The 16,658-nt window shown below is 71.4% G+C and carries 10 protein-coding genes and 1 rRNA gene; 10 read left to right on the top strand and 1 reads right to left on the bottom strand.

Translation table 11 applies throughout. The features are described 5' to 3' along the window. The 4 genes from rrf to DEJ01_RS12725 form a co-directional block, all read left to right on the top strand. A 5S ribosomal RNA gene (rrf, locus tag DEJ01_RS12740) occupies positions 1 to 104 on the top strand; the annotation flags it as partial. 128 nt (positions 105 to 232) lie between these two features. After that, positions 233 to 1,363 (top strand): ROK family transcriptional regulator, encoded by a 1,131-nt coding sequence (locus DEJ01_RS12735; protein WP_111055610.1) that lies wholly within the window; start codon positions 233 to 235, stop codon positions 1,361 to 1,363. A gap of 105 nt (positions 1,364 to 1,468) precedes the next feature. After that, a complete protein-coding gene (locus DEJ01_RS12730) occupies positions 1,469 to 3,484 on the top strand; it encodes a beta-galactosidase (protein ID WP_111093193.1) in 2,016 nt (671 codons plus the stop codon). Continuing rightward, positions 3,481 to 5,640, top strand: a complete 2,160-nt coding sequence (locus DEJ01_RS12725; protein WP_258375713.1) for an alpha-galactosidase — start codon at positions 3,481 to 3,483, stop codon at positions 5,638 to 5,640. Before DEJ01_RS12730 ends, DEJ01_RS12725 begins: the two co-directional genes overlap by 4 nt. A 491-nt stretch (positions 5,641 to 6,131) precedes the next feature. Here DEJ01_RS12725 and DEJ01_RS12715 read toward each other — a convergent pair whose 3' ends face one another. Next, positions 6,132 to 8,681, bottom strand: coding sequence for a glycoside hydrolase family 2 protein (locus DEJ01_RS12715; RefSeq protein WP_111093191.1), 2,550 nt, complete (start codon positions 8,679 to 8,681; stop codon positions 6,132 to 6,134). A 116-nt stretch (positions 8,682 to 8,797) separates the two neighbouring features. Here DEJ01_RS12715 and DEJ01_RS12710 point away from each other — a divergent pair, with 116 nt between their 5' ends. The 6 genes from DEJ01_RS12710 to DEJ01_RS12690 are packed head-to-tail and all read left to right on the top strand — an operon-like array spanning position 8,798 to position 16,540. Next, entirely contained in the window at positions 8,798 to 10,483 is a 1,686-nt protein-coding gene (locus DEJ01_RS12710) for an ABC transporter substrate-binding protein (RefSeq protein ID WP_111093190.1), read from the top strand. A 34-nt stretch (positions 10,484 to 10,517) separates the two neighbouring features. Beyond that, the gene (locus tag DEJ01_RS12705) at positions 10,518 to 11,507 is read left to right on the top strand and encodes an ABC transporter permease (RefSeq protein WP_071247140.1); all 990 of its coding nucleotides are present in this window, start codon (positions 10,518 to 10,520) and stop codon (positions 11,505 to 11,507) included. 14 nt (positions 11,508 to 11,521) lie between these two features. Then, complete coding sequence (locus tag DEJ01_RS18210) at positions 11,522 to 12,562, top strand: ABC transporter permease (protein WP_181438446.1); 1,041 nt, start codon at positions 11,522 to 11,524, stop codon at positions 12,560 to 12,562. Next, a complete protein-coding gene (locus DEJ01_RS18205; protein ID WP_111031005.1) occupies positions 12,559 to 13,515 on the top strand; it encodes an ABC transporter ATP-binding protein in 957 nt (318 codons plus the stop codon). The genes DEJ01_RS18210 and DEJ01_RS18205 overlap by 4 nt, the downstream gene beginning before the upstream one ends. After that, positions 13,512 to 14,405 carry an ABC transporter ATP-binding protein gene (locus tag DEJ01_RS12695; protein ID WP_111023915.1) on the top strand — a complete coding sequence of 298 codons (894 nt, stop codon included), beginning with the start codon at positions 13,512 to 13,514 and terminating at the stop codon, positions 14,403 to 14,405. The genes DEJ01_RS18205 and DEJ01_RS12695 overlap by 4 nt, the downstream gene beginning before the upstream one ends. Next, positions 14,402 to 16,540, top strand: coding sequence for a glycoside hydrolase family 36 protein (locus tag DEJ01_RS12690; RefSeq protein ID WP_111093189.1), 2,139 nt, complete (start codon positions 14,402 to 14,404; stop codon positions 16,538 to 16,540). Before DEJ01_RS12695 ends, DEJ01_RS12690 begins: the two co-directional genes overlap by 4 nt. Positions 16,541 to 16,658: the final 118 nt, after the last annotated feature.

The raw sequence follows: 16,658 nt of genomic DNA, 5'->3' as shown, positions 1-16,658 counted from the left end.
GCGAGAGGGAAACGCCCGGTCACATTCCGAACCCGGAAGCTAAGCCTCTCAGCGCCGATGGTACTGCAAGGGGGACCTTGTGGGAGAGTAGGACGCCGCCGGACTTAACGTGGAAGAACCAGGGAACCCCTGACCATTCGTGGTCAGGGGTTTTCTGCGTTCTGCGGCCCGTTCCGGGCCCTTGTCGACGGGGACCGGTCAGGCCGTAGGATCAGCCGACGACGGAGGAACGATGACCGAAGCCTGGCCGGCCCTGCCCGACGGCTCCCGACTGGCGTTGCGGGAGATCCTCATCCACGGGGTGCTCTCCCGTGCAGAGATCGCTCGGTCACTCGGGCTCTCACGGGCGAGCCTCACGCGGGCGATGCGCATCCTCGTGTCACAGCGGCTCGTGGTCGAGGTCGGGACTGACGTGCGCGGTGCCACCGGTCGTCCGTCGGAGCTCCTGCAGGTGAGCAGTGGGCAGTGGGAGTTCCTCGGCGTCAAGCTCACGAAGGACCGCCTGTACGCCGCGGTCACGGACCTGGGCGGACGGGTCCTCGCCCTGCACGAAGAGGCGATCGACGACACCGCCGCCGAGTCCCTCGCGGAGCAGATCGCCCTGGTGCTCGAGCGGCTCCGGGATGCGCACCCGGCCATCTGTGCGATCGGGGTCTCGCTGCCCGGAGACGTCATGGTCCGCGCGGGGGAGTCCGTCGTCGCGGCGTCGGTGTTCCTCGGGTGGCACGAGGTGCCGTTCGCCCGGATGCTCGAGGAGCGGACGGGCATCGCCACGTTCACCGCGAACGACGTCCACGCGCTGACGGCGAAGGAGCACTGGTTCGGTGCGGGCGCCGGCCGTGGGTCGATGGTGCTCGTGACGGTCGGTGAGGGCCTCGGCCTCGGGCTCATCGCGAACGGGCAGGTCTCCACCGGGGAGCACGGGCGACTGGGGCGCATCGGGCACCTTCCCGTCCTCGGAGGCGGTCCGGACTGTGGCCTCGGTCACGCCGGGTGCGCCTCGAGCTACCTTCCCAGCCCGGTCATCGTGCGGAACGCCGGCCACGAGGGGAAGACCTACGACCAGGTGGTCGAGCTCGCGCGGGACGGCGACGAGGGTGCCCTCGCTGCGTTCGAGGATGCCGGCCGCGCCCTCGGGGTCCTGCTCGCCACCGCGGTGCACATCGCGGACCCCTCGGCGGTCGTCCTGACGGGCGACGGGCTGCCCGTGTACGACCTGGCGCGGGCGACCGTCGACGAGTCGATGCGAGCCGCACTGGCGCCGTACACCGAGCCGGTGACGGTGGAGGTACAGCCGTTCGAGTTCTCGGAGTGGGCACGCGCCGGGGCGGTCCTCGCCATCCGTCGGCTGCTGGGGGAGTGAGCGGCCGAGGCATCAGGCAGAGGTCTCGGCGCGTTAGTTACACACGTTGACAAACACGGACGCAGACGGGAGGCTTGAGCGGTCCACACCATCGAAGGAGATGCCGTGACCGCAGCCCCCACCGTCCCGTGGCCGACCGACGGCCTGTCGTTCGGCGGCGACTACAGCCCCGAGCAGTGGCCCCGGGAGACCTGGCTCGAGGACGTTCGCCTGATGCGTGAGGTCGGCGTGAACCTGGTCACCGTCGGGGTGTTCTCGTGGGCACTGCTCGAGCGGTCGCCGGGGGACTTCACGTGGGAGTGGCTCGACGACGTCCTCGCGCTGCTGCACGAGCACGGCATCGCGGTGGACCTCGCGACGCCGACCGCTGCACCGCCGAACTGGCTGCTGACCGCACACCCGGAGATCCTCCCGGTGGACGCCACGGAGCGGCGAGAGCGACCGGGTGGACGACTCGGGTGGTGCCCGGCCTCCGAGCTGTTCCGGGAGTACGCGCTCCGCATGGTCGACGCGCTGGCCGATCGGTACGGCCGGCACCCCGCGGTGCGGCTCTGGCACGTGAGCAACGAGCTCGGCGGCGGCAACGGCCGGTGCTATTGCGAGGAGTCGGCAGCGGACTTCCGGCACTGGCTCGTCGCGAAGTACGGCGACGTCGAGGCCGCGAACGACGCGTGGGGCACGGCCTTCTGGGGGCACACGTACACCTCGTTCGACGAGGTCTCGCCGCCACGGGGTGTGGGCGGGGCACCGAACCCCGGGCTCGCGCTGGACTTCGAGCGGTACTCGTCCGACGCCCTGCTCCGCCAGTACGACGCCGAGAAGGCCGTGATCGAGCAGCACTCGGACGTGCCGGTCACGACGAACTTCATGGTGGGCGCCGGGTCGCAGGTCGTCGACTACGCCGGGTGGGCCAAGCACGTGGCGATCGTCGCGAACGACCACTACACGCTCGTCGACGACACCCGCCGCGAGCAGGACCTCGCGCTGGCCGGTGACCGGATGCGCGGGATGTCGGCGGACCGCCGCCCCTGGCTGCTGATGGAGCACTCGACGGGCGGCCCGAGCTGGCAGCAGCGCAACCGCGCCAAGGAACCCGCGGAGCTCGTCCGGAACGCCCTGGCGCACGTCGCGCACGGGTCCGACGGGGCGCTGTTCTTCCAGTGGCGGGCCTCCACCGCGGGTGCGGAGCAGTTCCACTCCGCGATGCTCCCGCACGCCGGCACCCGCACACGCATCTGGGGCGAGGTGCTCGCTCTTGGCCGGGCGCTGCAGGCCCTCGCACCCGTGCAGGGCACCCGCGTCGAGCCGGCCCGGGTCGCGATCGTCGTGGACGAGGCCTCCGGCTGGGCTGTGCAGTCGGGGCTCAAGCCGCACCGGGGCCTGCGCTACGGCCGGGAGCTCCGCGCCTGGCACCGCGCGTTCCACGACCGGCAGGTGCTGACGGACGTGGTCCCCGCCGACGCCGACCTGGACGGCTACGACGTGGTCGTCGTGCCGACGATGCTCATCGTCGACGACGCGACCGCCGCGCGGTTGTCCGCCGTGGTGGACCGCGGCGCGACCCTGATCGTCACGTACCTGTCCGGCGTCGCCGACGAGACAGCCCGCATCCGCACCGGCGGCTACCCGGGCGCGTTCCGCGAGGTGCTCGGCGCCTGGAGCGAGGAGTTCACCCCGCTCCAGCGCGATGAACGCTGGACCCTCGACGACGGCGAGGTCGTCACCGACTGGGCCGAGGCGGTCGTCCTCGAGGACGCCGAGTCCGTGCTCCGCTACACCGACGGCCCGCTCGCGGGCCGGCCCGCCGTCACGCGCCGCGCCGTCGGCGGCGGCGCCTGGTACGTGTCCGCGATGCTCGCGGACGACAGCATCCAACGGCTCGTGGACGGGGTGATCGCGGAGCGGGGGATCCTGCGGACGGTCACCGGGCCTCCCGGCCTGGAGGCGGTGCGTCGCGTCGGCGACGACGGTTCCGCCTTCCTGTTCCTCGTCAACCACCGTGCTGACGACGTCACGGTCGTCGCGTCCGGCACGGACCTGCTCGACGGGTCCGGCCACGGGCCGGACACCGTCGTGCCGGCCGGACGCGTCCGCGTGCTGCGCGAGGAGCGGGTCTCGTGACCGTCGTGGAGCGCGAGTCGACAGCCGTCGGTGCCGGCGATCGACGTGTGTACGTGCTGCGATCGGCCGGGGTGTCGCTGGTGCTGGCGTCCGCGGCGGACGGGCTGCCCGAGGTGCTGCACTGGGGTCGGGACGTCGGGCCCGTCGCGCCGGACGATGCGGCCGACCTGCTGCTCGCACTCGGCCGGCCGCTCGGGCCGAGTGCGCTCGACGCGCGGTGGCCCCTCACGGTGCTGCCGACCGAGCGCGACGGGTGGGAGGGGCGACCGGGGATCGCGGGGCACGTGGACGGGATGCCGCTCGTGCCGCGGTGGCTCGACGTGGTGGTGATCGGTGACGACGAGCGGATCGTCGTGACCGCCGAGTCGGACTCGTTGGCGCTCCGGAGCGAGTTCGCGCTCGACTCCGCGGGGGTGCTGCGGGTGCGGCACACGGTGACGAACACCCACGCCGAGCCCGTGCACGTGCAGGCGCTCGAGGCGACACTGCCGGTGGGGGAGCGGATCACCGAGGTGCTCGACCTGGGCGGACGGTGGACCCGTGAGCGCACCCCGCAGCGCCGGGCAGCGACCGCCGGGAGCCACGCGCGCGAGAGCCGTCGCGGGCGGACCGGCCACGACTCGCCGACGTTGCTCGTGCTCGGGACGCCCGGGTTCTCAGACGCCGAGGGTGAGCTGTGGGCGGTGCACCTGGCCTGGAGCGCCGACTCCGTGTACCGGTACGACCAGCTCGCCGAGGCGAGACCATTGCTCGGTGCCGGAGAACTGCTGCGCGCCGGCGAGGTCGTGCTCGGCGAGGGGCAGTCGTTCACCGCCCCCGACGCCGTGTTCGTGTGGAGCGACACCGGGATCGACGGGCTGTCCGACCGGCTGCACGACTCGTTGCGCAGCCGCCCGGGGCACCCGCGACGACCCCGGCCCGTGGTGCTCAACACGTGGGAGGCCGTCTACTACCGGCAGGAGCTCGAGCCCCTGGTGGCGCTGGCCGAGACGGCGGCGGACATCGGCGTCGAGCGGTTCGTGCTCGACGACGGGTGGTTCCTCGGCCGGCGGTCGGACTCGACCTCGCTCGGGGACTGGCGCGTCGACCCGTCGGTGTGGCCGGACGGGCTGGCACCGCTCGTCGACCGGGTGCGTGCGCTCGGCATGGAGTTCGGGCTGTGGTTCGAGCCCGAGATGGTCAGCCCGGTGTCCGAGCTGGCGGAGGCCCACCCCGAGTGGATGCTGCAGCGCCCCGAGGACGACGTCCGCACGTGGCGGAACCAGTACGTGCTCGACATGGCGAACCCCCTGGCCCGGCACCACGTGCTCGAGAGCATGTCCCGCGTGATCGGCGAGCACCACGTCGACTTCGTGAAGTGGGACCAGAACCGGGACATCGTGCACGCGGTGCACGCGGGACGCGCCGGCATCGACGCGCACACCCGCGGCGTGTACGCGTTGATGGACGAGCTGCGTGCGCGGCACCCGTGGCTCGAGATCGAGGCGTGCGCGAGCGGCGGTGCCCGGATCGACCTCGGCGTGCTCGAGCGCACCGACCGGGTGTGGCCGTCGGACTCGAACGACGCCTTCGAGCGACTGCCGATCCAGCGGTGGACCGAGGCACTGCTCCCGCTCGAGCTGATCGGCTCGCACGTCGGGCCGGAGATCTCGCACACCACGGGCCGGCACCTCGACCTGGACTTCCGGATGGCGGTGTCGCTGTTCGGCTCGGCCGGCATCGAGACCGACATCACGAAGCTGTCGCCCGAGGAGCTCGACCGGCTCCGGGCCTGGACGGCGCTGTACCGACGGGAGCGCGGGCTGCTGCACTCCGGGCGGCTGCGGCACCTGGACCTCGGAGACCCGGGAACGGTGGCGACGTCGGTCGTGGCCACCGACCGTTCGCGGGCGCTGGTGCGGGTGGCGCGGACGGAGACGGGGCCGAGGTCGTTGCCGGTGCCGCTCCGGGTGCGCGGACTCGACCGGTCGCGGCGCTACCGGCTCGCCCCGGTGACCGGGCTCGCTGTCCCGCGCGGGCTCGACATGGTGCCGCCGGAGTGGCTCGTGCGCGGACACCTGGAGCTGACCGGCGCCGTGCTCGAGGACGTCGGCGCGCGGCTCCCGCTGCTCGCACCCGCGACCGCGATCGTGCTGGAGCTCCGCACGATCGACTGAGCGCCGTCAGCCGCGCTGTTTCGGCGGGGGAAGCGTTTCCTGATCGGCGACGTGACGGTTCTGGTTCGCGATCCTCGGCGATCGTGAACCAGAACCGTCACGCGTCGAGAGGAAATGTCCGTCCCGGGGCGCTCGGCGGGGTGCCGCGCGGTGAACGAGGCGGCGGTGCGGGACGGCCGCTCCGTCCGTGGGCTGCGGTGTTGCGGGCTGCGGGCTGCGGGCTGCGGGCTGCGGTATTGCGGGTGGGAGTGGTGCCGGTGCGAGCGACGGTGCTGCCGGGTGCCGGGTGCCGGGTGCCGGGTGCCGGGTGCCGGGTGCCGGGTGCGGGGTGGCGGTGCTGCGGGTGGTGCGGTGTGGGTGGCGGTGGTGCGGGTGCAGCGGAGGTGTGCGGGCGTGCTCGGGTGACGGTTCCGGTTCGCGAACCCGGGGGATCGTGAACCGGAACCGTCAGCGGCGCGAGGGAACGTCGCCGTCCCCCTAGGGCGCCCGGGTCAGGGGAGGAGCGAACCTGCGTGGCGGAGGACGAGCGGGTGGACGAGCTCCTGTGCAGCGATGCCCGGCGCGCCTGTCACCGTGAAGGTCACCGACTCGCCGGGGAGCAGGGACACCAGGCCGTCGTCGACGCGGGCGGCCGAATCGACGCGGTCGGGGAACAGCGAGACGTCGCGCGCGTACGCCGTCGCCGTCACGGTGACCGTCGCGCCGTCCTCCGTCGCCGACACCACCGTGGACAGGGGCGAGGGCTCGAGTGCCTGGTCGACGACCTCGGCGAAGTCGTGCACGGTGCGGGTGCCGGCTCCCGTGACGACGAGGACCTCGGAACCGGGGTCGCCCGGCACCGCGAGCGACGACGGCAGCTGCACCCGGTCGGCATCGGCGGGAGCGGCCGCGAGCGTGAACGACGACGACTCGAGCACGGTGCCGTCGAACGCGACGCGGGAGACCGTGACCTCGTCCGCGACCGGCGCCCCGGACGCATTGACGAGGACGACGTCGAGGCCTCCGTCGCCGTCGTCACCCTGGGCACCGGACGACGGCTGGACGGTGAGCAGCACGGGCTGGTAGGCCTGCCGGACGGCGTACCAGACGGGCTTCCGGATGCCGGCGTGGTCGACCAGGGCCCAGGACACCACGGGCCAGTCGTCGTTGAGCTGCCAGACGACCATGCCGGTGTTGTCGGGCGTGCGGGAGCGGAACCACTCCATGCCGAAGCGGATCGCGTGCGCCTGGTTGAGCTGCGCGGCGAAGTGCCAGTCCTCGATGGAGGTCGGCTCGGGCAGGTGCCCCCGCATGCCGTCGGCGAGCTTCCGGTTGCCCTGGTCGGCCTTCTGGTGCACGAGCATCTCGTGGCCGTCCGGGTCGAGGGGCTCGTCGTGCACCACCGCGGTCAGGGTCGACCACGCCGGCGGGCCCTGGAACCCGAACTCGGCGACGAACCGCGGCTCCCAGTCGGCGTAGGCGCGGTAGTCGAGCCGGTTCCACACGTCCCAGATGTGCACGCTGCCGTTCCGCTGGTCGTTCGGCGTCAGGTACTCGTCGAACGAGAACGGGCTGCCCGGCGTGTACGGCCGGGTCGGGTCCAGCTCGGCGACGACCGACGGCAGCAGGGATCGGTAGTAGCCGTTGCCCCAGGTCCGGCCGACGAGCGACGGCCGCCAGCCCCACTCGGCGTAGGCGACGAGGTTCTCGTTGTTGCCGTTCCACACCACGAGTGACGGGTGCGGGCTGAGTCGGGTGACGGCCTCGCGGACCTCGGGCTCGACCTCGTCGGCGAGCCAGGGCTCCTCGGCGTAGGCGGCACAGGCGAACAGGAAGTCCTGCCACACCAGGACGCCGAGCTCGTCACACCGGTCGTACAGGTCGTCGGACTCGTAGATGCCGCCGCCCCAGATGCGGAGCAGGTTCATGTTCGAGTCGATCGCGTCCTGGATCCGGTCCGCGTACCGCTCGGGCGTCATCTCGGTCAGGTACGCGTGGTCGGGGATCCAGTTCGCCCCGCGCACCATGACCGGACGGCCGTTCACGCGGAGCAGGAACGGCGCGCCGCCGGCGTCGGCAGCGGTGTCGAGCGTGACGGTGCGGAAGCCGACGCGGCCGGTCCACACGTCGTCGCCGACCTCGACCCGGACGTCGTACAGCGGCTGGTCGCCCTCGCCGCGGGGCCACCAGACGTCGACGTCGGGGACCTCGAGGCGGACGGTCGCGGCGCCGTCGACGACGGGACGTGCGCCGACGACCCGGCCGGCGGTGTCGGAACCGGTGTGTCCTGCGGACGCGGGGTGCGGGGCCAGGGTGATCCGGGCCTCCAGGCCGGTGCCCGCGGAACCGTCCGCGGACGCGACGGGCGCGCTGCCGATCGCCTGCGAGAAGGACCCGGTGGAGCCGGCGTGCTCGACGTCGACGTGGGCCGTCAGCACCCCGGTGGTGCCGTCGAGGTCGACGAGCGGGCGGACGGCCGCGATGCGGACGCCGCTCCAGGACTCGATGCCGATCGACTTCCAGATGCCGCTCGTGGCGACGTCGACGCCCCAGTCCCACCCGAAGTTCGACGCGTTCTTGCGGAGTGCGTTGTAGGGGTGGTGGTTGACGTGCGGCAGCTCGCCGCCGTGCAGGGCGGACAGACGCTCGGCGGCGGGGACGGGCGCGTCGAACGTGACGACGAGCTCGTTCGTACCCGGTCGGAGCAGGTGCCCGACGGGGAACCGGTACGAGCGGTGCTGGTTGGCGGTGGTCGCGACGATGATGCCGTTGAGCTCGATCGTGGCGAGGGTGTCGAGACCCTCGGCGACGAGGTCGTGGCGGGTCTCGTCCGGTGCGGTCCACTCGAACGTGCGGCGGTAGCGCCAGACGGTGTCACCGATCCACTGGGTGGCGGCCTCACCGTCGCCGTCGAACGGGTCGGGGATCCGGCCGGCCCGCAGCAGGTCGGTGTGCACGCAGCCGGGGACCTGCGCCTCGACCGGTTCGCGGTGCTCCGCCGACTGCTCGGGCCCGGTCACCGCCTCGAGGGTCCACGTGCCGTCCAGGGTGGTCCGCTCCATTGCGTCTCCTCATCGTTACGGGGCCGTGACCCGACCCCTTGACCGCCTTAGTTTACGCGTGTAACAATCACGCTCACAACGTGGACCCTGCGACGACGCAGACCGAGAGGACAACGATGTTCAACCCAACCCGTTCACGGCTCGCCATCGGCGGCGCCGTTCTCCTCGCAGCCGGCCTCGCGCTCAGCGGCTGCAGCTCCAGCGGCACCGCCAGCACGAACGACGCCGCTGCCTCGACCCTGGTGGCGTACACCGGCCAGTCCGGCGACTACCAGATCAACTTCAACCCGTGGTCGCCGTCCAACATCGGCGGCGTCGGCACGATCTACGAGTCGCTCTTCTTCATCACCAACGTCAACACGAAGGACCCGAAGCCACTGCTCGGCAAGTCCTACGAGTGGAACGACGACGGCACGCAGCTCACCATCACGCTGCGCGACGGAGCCACCTGGAGCGACGGCGAGCCCTTCACCTCGAAGGACGTCGTGTTCACGCTCGACATGCTCAAGAAGCAGAAGGCCCTGAACTCGATCGGCTACGACGGAACCGCGAAGGCCGACGGCGACGACAAGGTGGTCGTCTCGTTCGACAAGCCGTCGTTCGTGCTCGGCCCGAACCTGCTCGGCAAGACCTGGATCGTGCCCGAGCACCTGTGGAAGGACATCGACCCGACCACCGACGTCGTGCGCGAGCCCGTCGGCACCGGCCCGTACACGCTCGGCACCTTCAAGGCGCAGGCGTTCACCCTCGAGGCGAACAAGAAGTACTGGGACGGCGCCCCGGCCGTGAAGACCATCCGCTACCTGTCGCTCTCCGGCAACACCGCCGGCGCCGACGCGCTGAAGCAGGGGTCGATCGACTGGCAGACCGGCCCGGTGCCGAACATGGACGACATCCCCGCCAACTACAACGGCTACGACGGCATCACCGTCGGCCAGAACCAGATGGCCCTGCTGACCTGCGCGAACACCGACCTGGGCTGCGCCGGCCCGCAGACCGACCCGGCCGTCCGCCACGCGATCGCCGACGCCATCAACCGCAAGCAGCTCAACTCGCTGGCGTTCGAGAACACCGCGAGCGAGATCTCGCCGACCTTCGCGCTCACCACGACGCAGAAGGACACCATCTCGAAGGACATCGAGCCGGCCGTGATGCCGGAGACCGCCGACACCGACGCGGCCGCCTCGACCCTCGAGGACGCCGGGTGGGAGAAGGGCTCCGACGGCATCTACGCCAAGGACGGCAAGAAGCTGTCGCTCACGGTCGAGGTCGTCACCGGGTGGACCGACTACATCACCGCGATCGACACGATGACGCAGCAGCTCAAGGCCGCGGGCATCGAGCTCAAGGCGCAGCAGTCGTCGTGGAACGAGTGGACCGACAAGAAGACCAAGGGCAACTTCGAGCTCGCGATCGACTCGCTCGGCCAGGGCCCGACGGCGAACCCGTACTACCTGTACAACAACTACTTCACGACGGCGAACACCGCGAAGGTCGGCGAAGCGGCCCCGATGAACATCTCGCGGTACAGCAACCCCGACGTCGACAAGGCCATCGCGAAGCTCGCCACGATCAACCCCGAGGACACCGCGGCGACCCAGCCCGAGCTCGACACGATCCAGGAGCACATCGTCGAGGACCTGCCCTACATCCCCGTGATGACCGGCGGCACGACGAGCGAGTTCCACGCGGCGAAGTTCACCGGCTGGCCGACGGAGGACGACCTGTACGCGTTCCCGGCGGTCTGGGCGAGCCCGGACAACGCCGAGATCTTCAAGGCGCTCAAGCCGGCGAAGGGCTGACACCGATGGGATCGCGACCGAGGAGCACTCGACGATGACCTACTTCCTGCGCAAGATCGGCTTCTACGTCGTCGCACTGTGGGCGGCCCTGACGCTGAACTTCATCATCCCCAGGCTCCTGCCCGGCAACCCGGTGGACATCCTGCTCGCCAAGCTCCAGCAGCGCGGCGGCCAGGTGACCCCGGCGACCCGGGAGGCGTACGAGCTGCTCCTCGGTGGCGATTCCTCGGAGCCGCTCATCTCCCAGTACGGCCACTACCTGGTCAACGTGTTCCGCGGTGACCTCGGCGTGTCCGTCAGTTACTTCCCGGCACCCGTCACCGAGGTGATCGGCAGTTCGCTGCCGTGGACCATCGCCCTGGTCGGCATCGCCACCATCGTGGCCGCGATCATCGGCGTCGGCCTCGGGGCCTTCGTCGGGTGGCGGCCCGGCACCTGGCTCGACTCGTTCGTGCCGGCCACCACCCTGCTCGCCGCGGTGCCGTACTTCTGGCTCGCGCTGATCCTGGTGTACTTCTTCGCCACCGGGCTCCACCTGTTCCCGGCGCAGGGCGGCTACGACGTCATCCTGACGCCCGGGTTCAACTGGGACTTCATCGTCTCGGCGGTGCAGTACGGGGTGCTGCCGGCGGTGACGATCGTGCTCGCGTCACTCGGCGGCTGGCTGCTCGGCATGCGCAACATGATGGTGTCGACGCTGTCCGAGGACTACATCACCACCGCGCAGGCGAAGGGCCTGTCCGACGGCAAGATCCTGCGGAACTACGCCGCCCGGAACGCCGTGCTGCCGTCCGTCGCCGGGTTCGCGATCTCCCTCGGGTTCATCGTGTCCGGCTCCGTCGTCACCGAGCAGGTGTTCTCGTACCCGGGCATCGGGTCGAAGCTGCTGTCCGCCGTGACGAACAACGACTACGCGCTCATGCAGGGGATCTTCCTGTTCATCACCCTGGCGGTCCTCGGCGCGAACCTCGTCGTCGACCTGCTGTACGGACTGATCGACCCGCGCACGCGGGCCCGGAGCTAGGGGAGGAGACGACCATGACCAACATCCAGCAGGAGACCGAGCCCACCATCGGCGCACTGACCGAGGAGGCCGACAGCACCACGTCGATCGCCACCCGCCGCGCGTCGAAGGGCGGCATCCGTCGGTTCCTCCCGACCCTCACCCCCTGGCTCGTCACGGGCATCGCGCTCGTCGCCGGCGTCACGCTGTTCGGGGTGATCGGACCGCTGCTCGTCGGCGACCCGACCACCATCCGCGACACCGGTCTGCAGGGACCGAGCGGCTCGAACGTCCTCGGCACCACCCAGACCGGTCAGGACGTCCTGGCGCAGCTCGCCTTCGCCACCCGGGGCAGCCTGCAGATCGGCCTCATCGTCGGCGTCCTCGCCACGGTGCTGTCCGCGTTCTTCGGCATCCTCGGCGCGTACCTGGGCGGGATCATGGACGAGGCGTTCTCGCTGTTCTCGAACGTGTTCCTCGTCATCCCCGGCCTGCCGCTCGTCATCGTCATCTCCGGCCTGGTGCCGCGTGAGGCCCGCGGGCTCTGGACCATCGCCGTCGTCCTGGCGATCACGTCGTGGGCCGGGTCCGCCCGGGTGCTGCGCGCGCAGACGATGTCGATCCGCAACCGCGACTACGTGTCCGCCGCCCGTGTCGCCGGCGAACGGCCCTGGCGGGTCATCGCCGTCGAGATCCTGCCGAACCTGCTGCCGGTGCTCGCGTCGCAGTTCGTGTTCGCGGTGATCGCCGCGATCCTCGGAGAGGCGGGGCTTTCGTTCCTCGGGCTCGGGGCGTCGAACTCGTCGACGCTCGGCACCATGCTCTTCTACGCCCAGAACGGCTTCGCGCTGGCGAACGGCGCCTGGTGGTGGTTCGTGCCGCCGGGCCTGCTCATCGCCCTGCTCGGCATGGGCCTGTCCCTGGTGAACTTCTCGATCGACGAGGTCATCAACCCGCGACTCGCGAACGTGCGTGCGCAGGGACGGCGCGACCGTCGTGCGAAGCGTGCGGCCCGCTCGGGAGGCCCGACCCGCGTCGCCACCGCCGGTCACGACACGAAGGGGGTCGCCCGATGAGCGCCACCGACACCGCACGACCGGTCACCTCCGGCGCCACGGGCGACGGCCGCCGCCCGGCCGTGCTGACCATCGACCACCTCGACGTCGTGTACGAGACCGAGCACCCCGTGCACGCCGTGAAGGACGTCTCGCTCACCCTGGCGCCCGGCGAGATCCTCGGACTCGCGGGGGAGTCGGGCTGCGGCAAGACGACCCTGGCGTACGCCATCACCCGGCTGCACCGGCCGCCGGCGAAGGTCACGTCGGGCAGCATCACGTTCCACGACCGCGACGGCACCGACGTCGACCTGCTCGGCCTGCCGCACGAGCAACTCCGGGCGGTGCGGTGGTCGAAGCTGTCGATGGTGTTCCAGGGGGCGATGAACGCGCTCAACCCGGTCACCACGATCCGCGCCCAGCTCGACGACGCCCTGGTCGAACACCGCAAGGGCCTGCCGCGCAAGGAACGACGGGCCATTGCCGAGGACGCCCTGCGCCGCGTCGGCGTCGACCCGTCCCGCATCACCGCGTACCCGCACGAGCTGTCCGGCGGCATGCGGCAGCGCGTCATGATCGCGATGGCGATGCTGCTCGAACCGCAGATCATGATCATGGACGAACCGACCACCGCGCTCGACGTCGTGGTGCAGCGGGAGATCCTGCGCGAGATCGTCCGACTGCGCGACGAGCTCGGGTTCGCCGTCGTGTTCATCACGCACGACCTGCCGCTGCTGCTCGAGATCAGCGACCGGATCGCGATCATGCTCCGCGGCGAGGTCGTCGAGTGCGACCGCGCCAGCGTGATCCAGCACGACCCGCAGCACCCGTACACGCGGAAGCTGCTGCAGTCGTTCCCGAGCCTGTCCGGAGCCCGCGGCGCGTTCATCCGCACCGGGGTCGAGGACGGCGCCGAACCCGAGACCGACACCCGGGCCGTCGTGGTCCAGGCAGCACAGGAGACGGACCGATGACCAGTGTGACCGTCAGCCACCTCGGCAAGGACTTCCACACCCGCAAGGGCCTGAAGCGCACCACCCTGCGGGCCGTCGACGACGTGTCGTTCGACCTGCTGCCCGGCCGGACCGTCGCACTGGTGGGGGAGTCCGGCTCGGGCAAGTCCACCATCGCGCGGATGCTCGCCAAGCTCGAGACCCGGACGCGCGGCTCGATCGACGTGCGGCTCGAGGACGGCACCCCCGTCGAGGGCAGCATGTACCGGCGGCACGTGCAGATGGTGTTCCAGGACCCGTTCGCCTCGCTCAACCCGTTCCACTCGATCGAGCACCACATCGCCCGACCGCTGCAGCTGCACCACCGGGCCCGCGGCGCCGACGAGACCGCCGACAAAGTGCGGGAACTGCTCGGCCGGGTGAACCTCGACGAGGACTTCGCGTCGCGGCGGCCGCACGAGCTCTCCGGCGGGCAGCGGCAGCGCGTCGCCATCGCCCGCGCGCTCGCCCCGGGCGCCCAGGTGCTCATCGCCGACGAACCGGTGTCGATGCTCGACGTCTCGATCCGCCTGAGCGTGCTCAACCTGCTCGGCCGGCTGCAGCGCGAGGACGAGCTCGCCGTGCTCTACATCACGCACGACCTGGCGACCGCGCGGCACTTCTCCGACGAGATCCTCGTGCTCTACCGCGGCCGGGTCGTCGAGCGGGGACCGTCGGACGCCGTCATCCTCGACCCGCACCACGACTACACCCGGCTGCTCGCCGAGGCCGCCCCCGACCCGGAGCGCACCGAGCGCCGGATCACCGCGGGGCCGCCGCTCGACCGGACGAAGATCGACAACACCACCTGCTACGACCACACGGTCGGGGACTGGGTGTCGAGCGAGCCCGCACCGGTCGGGGCGCGATGAGCGACGGGTCGACGTTCGTCGACTGGGTCACCGACGGGTTCGCGGCACGGTTCCGGGTCGGTGCGGACCAGCCTGCGGCGCTCGTGTCGTTCGTGCCGGCCGGCGGAGCGTCGGCTGGCGGAGCGCTCGCCGGTGGCACGCTCGCTGACGGGCCGGACGACCCGCAACCGCTCGTCGAGCTGACGACGATCGGGCACGGGCGGTTCCCGGGCGGTTTCCGGCACGTGGACTCCACCATCGGGGCGCGACTGCGCCCCGTGTCGCACCACGTGCGCGACGACGGGACCGACCTGTGGTTCCGGATCGTGCAGGCGGACGCGGCCACGGGCCTCCAGGCCGAGTCGGTGTTCCGGGCGCGCGCCGGCGTGCCCGCGTTCCAGACGTGGACCGAGGTGTCGGCCGAGCACGGTGAGCACGTCGTGGACTCCGTGTCGTCGTTCGCGACCGGGGCGTTCCTGACCGACTCGGGCGCCACCGTCGACGAGCTCGCCCTCGTGCACGCCGAGAACGACTGGGCAGCGGAGAGCCGGTGGCGGACGGATCCGCTGCGGTCGATCGGGCTCGCGCGGATCGACCGGGAGGCCCAGCACCACCCGCCCCGCAGCCGCGCCGTCGTGCAGAACCGCGGCTCGTGGTCGACCGGTGAGGCGCTGCCGATCGGGGTGCTGCGGGCGGAGGACGCTGTGTCGCTTCCGTACGCGCTCGTCTGGCAGGTCGAGCACAACGGGCCGTGGCTGTACGAGCTCGGGGAGACCCGACGGCACGCGTACCTGCTGCTGAGCGGCCCCACCGACCAGGAACACCAGTGGACCACCGTCGTCACACCGGAGCAGCCGTTCACCTCGGTGCCGGTGTCCGTCGGGATCGCCGGGTCGATCGACGACGCCTTCGGGGTCCTCACCCGGCAGCGACGGGCGTTCCGGCACGTGCGGGAGGCCGACCGTGCCCTGCCCCTGGTGTTCAACGACTACATGAACACGCTCATGGGCGACCCGACCACCGAGAAGCTCCTGCCGCTCATCGACGCTGCAGCCGACGCCGGAGCGGACCTGTTCTGCATCGATGCCGGCTGGTACGCCGAGGGACACTGGTGGGACACCGTCGGAGCGTGGGAGGAAGCAGCGTCGCGGTTCCCGACGGGGCTCGGGGCCGTCATCGACCACATCCGTGCGCGCGGCATGCTGGCCGGCCTCTGGCTCGAGCCCGAGGTCATCGGCATCCACTCGCCGCTGGCCGGGACCCTGCCGTCGTCCGCGTTCGTCGAGCACCACGGGGTCCGGGTCGCGGAGCACGGGCGGCACCTGCTCGACCTGCGCTCGCCGGAGGCCCGCACACACCTCGACTCGGTGGTCGACCGGCTCGTCGGGGAGCTCGGCGTGACGTTCTTCAAGATGGACAACAACACGATGACCGGGCCGTTCGCCGGGATGCTCGACCACCAGCGGGCCCTGCTCGACTGGCTCGACGCGGTGCAGGAGCGGTACCCGGCACTGCTCATCGAGAACTGCGCCTCGGGAGCGATGCGCGCCGACTGGGCCATGCTCTCGCGCCTGCACATGCAGTCGACGTCGGACCAGCAGGACCCGGTGCTGTCCGCCACGATCGCCGCCGCCGCTCCCGCCGCGATGCTGCCCGAGCAGGCCGGGAACTGGGCGTACCCGGCGCCGACGATGGACCCGGAGCTGTTCACGCTGTCGCTCGTGAACGGGGTGCTCGGCCGGATGTACCTGTCCGGGTACCTCAACGAGATGTCGTCGTCGCAGCGTGCGGTGATCGGTGACGCGATCGCCGCGCACCGGCAGGTCCTGGACGTCGTCGAGGCGTCCGTCCCGGTCTGGCCCCTCGGGCTGCCCGCCTGGGAAGACCCGTGGGTCGCGCTCGGCCTGCGCGCCGCCTCGGGCGAGCTGTACCTGTCAGTGTGGTCGCTGCCCGGTGCGTCGGCGTCGGTGTCGTTGCCGCTGCCGGCGTTCGCCGGGCAAGCGGTGGTCGTCGAGCCGCTGTTCCCGACGACACTCGGGTCGTGGTCCGTGGCGTGGGACGCCGCTTCGGGCTCGCTCGAGGTCGCGAACGGTGGATCGACCCCCACAGCGCGGGTGCTCCGCGTCCGGTCGCAGGAGGCGGACGCGGGGGCCTGAGCGGGCGCGCGTCGCGATGGCAGGGCGCGCGCTGGAGCGGACGGGAGGCACGGTGCGGGCAGGCACCGTGCCTCCGGTTTCGTCGGTGGTCGCGTCCACGGCGCGGGGGACGCGGATT

It is taken from the genome of Curtobacterium sp. MCLR17_040, from assembly GCF_003234735.1.
In the GTDB taxonomy this organism is placed as follows: domain Bacteria; phylum Actinomycetota; class Actinomycetes; order Actinomycetales; family Microbacteriaceae; genus Curtobacterium; species Curtobacterium flaccumfaciens.
The sequence above is the reverse complement of the archived record's forward strand: the minus strand, read 5'-3'. Positions and strand labels throughout refer to the sequence as shown.

Bases quoted from the DNA above. Each gene is read 5' to 3' on its own strand.
- DEJ01_RS12735 (WP_111055610.1), top strand. From the start codon at position 233: ATGACCGAAGCCTGGCCGGCCCTGCCCGACGGCTCCCGACTGGCGTTG.
- DEJ01_RS12715 (WP_111093191.1), bottom strand. From the start codon at position 8,681: ATGGAGCGGACCACCCTGGACGGCACGTGGACCCTCGAGGCGGTGACC.
- DEJ01_RS12710 (WP_111093190.1), top strand. From the start codon at position 8,798: ATGTTCAACCCAACCCGTTCACGGCTCGCCATCGGCGGCGCCGTTCTC.
- DEJ01_RS12705 (WP_071247140.1), top strand. From the start codon at position 10,518: ATGACCTACTTCCTGCGCAAGATCGGCTTCTACGTCGTCGCACTGTGG.
- DEJ01_RS18210 (WP_181438446.1), top strand. From the start codon at position 11,522: ATGACCAACATCCAGCAGGAGACCGAGCCCACCATCGGCGCACTGACC.
- DEJ01_RS18205 (WP_111031005.1), top strand. From the start codon at position 12,559: ATGAGCGCCACCGACACCGCACGACCGGTCACCTCCGGCGCCACGGGC.
- DEJ01_RS12695 (WP_111023915.1), top strand. From the start codon at position 13,512: ATGACCAGTGTGACCGTCAGCCACCTCGGCAAGGACTTCCACACCCGC.
- DEJ01_RS12690 (WP_111093189.1), top strand. From the start codon at position 14,402: ATGAGCGACGGGTCGACGTTCGTCGACTGGGTCACCGACGGGTTCGCG.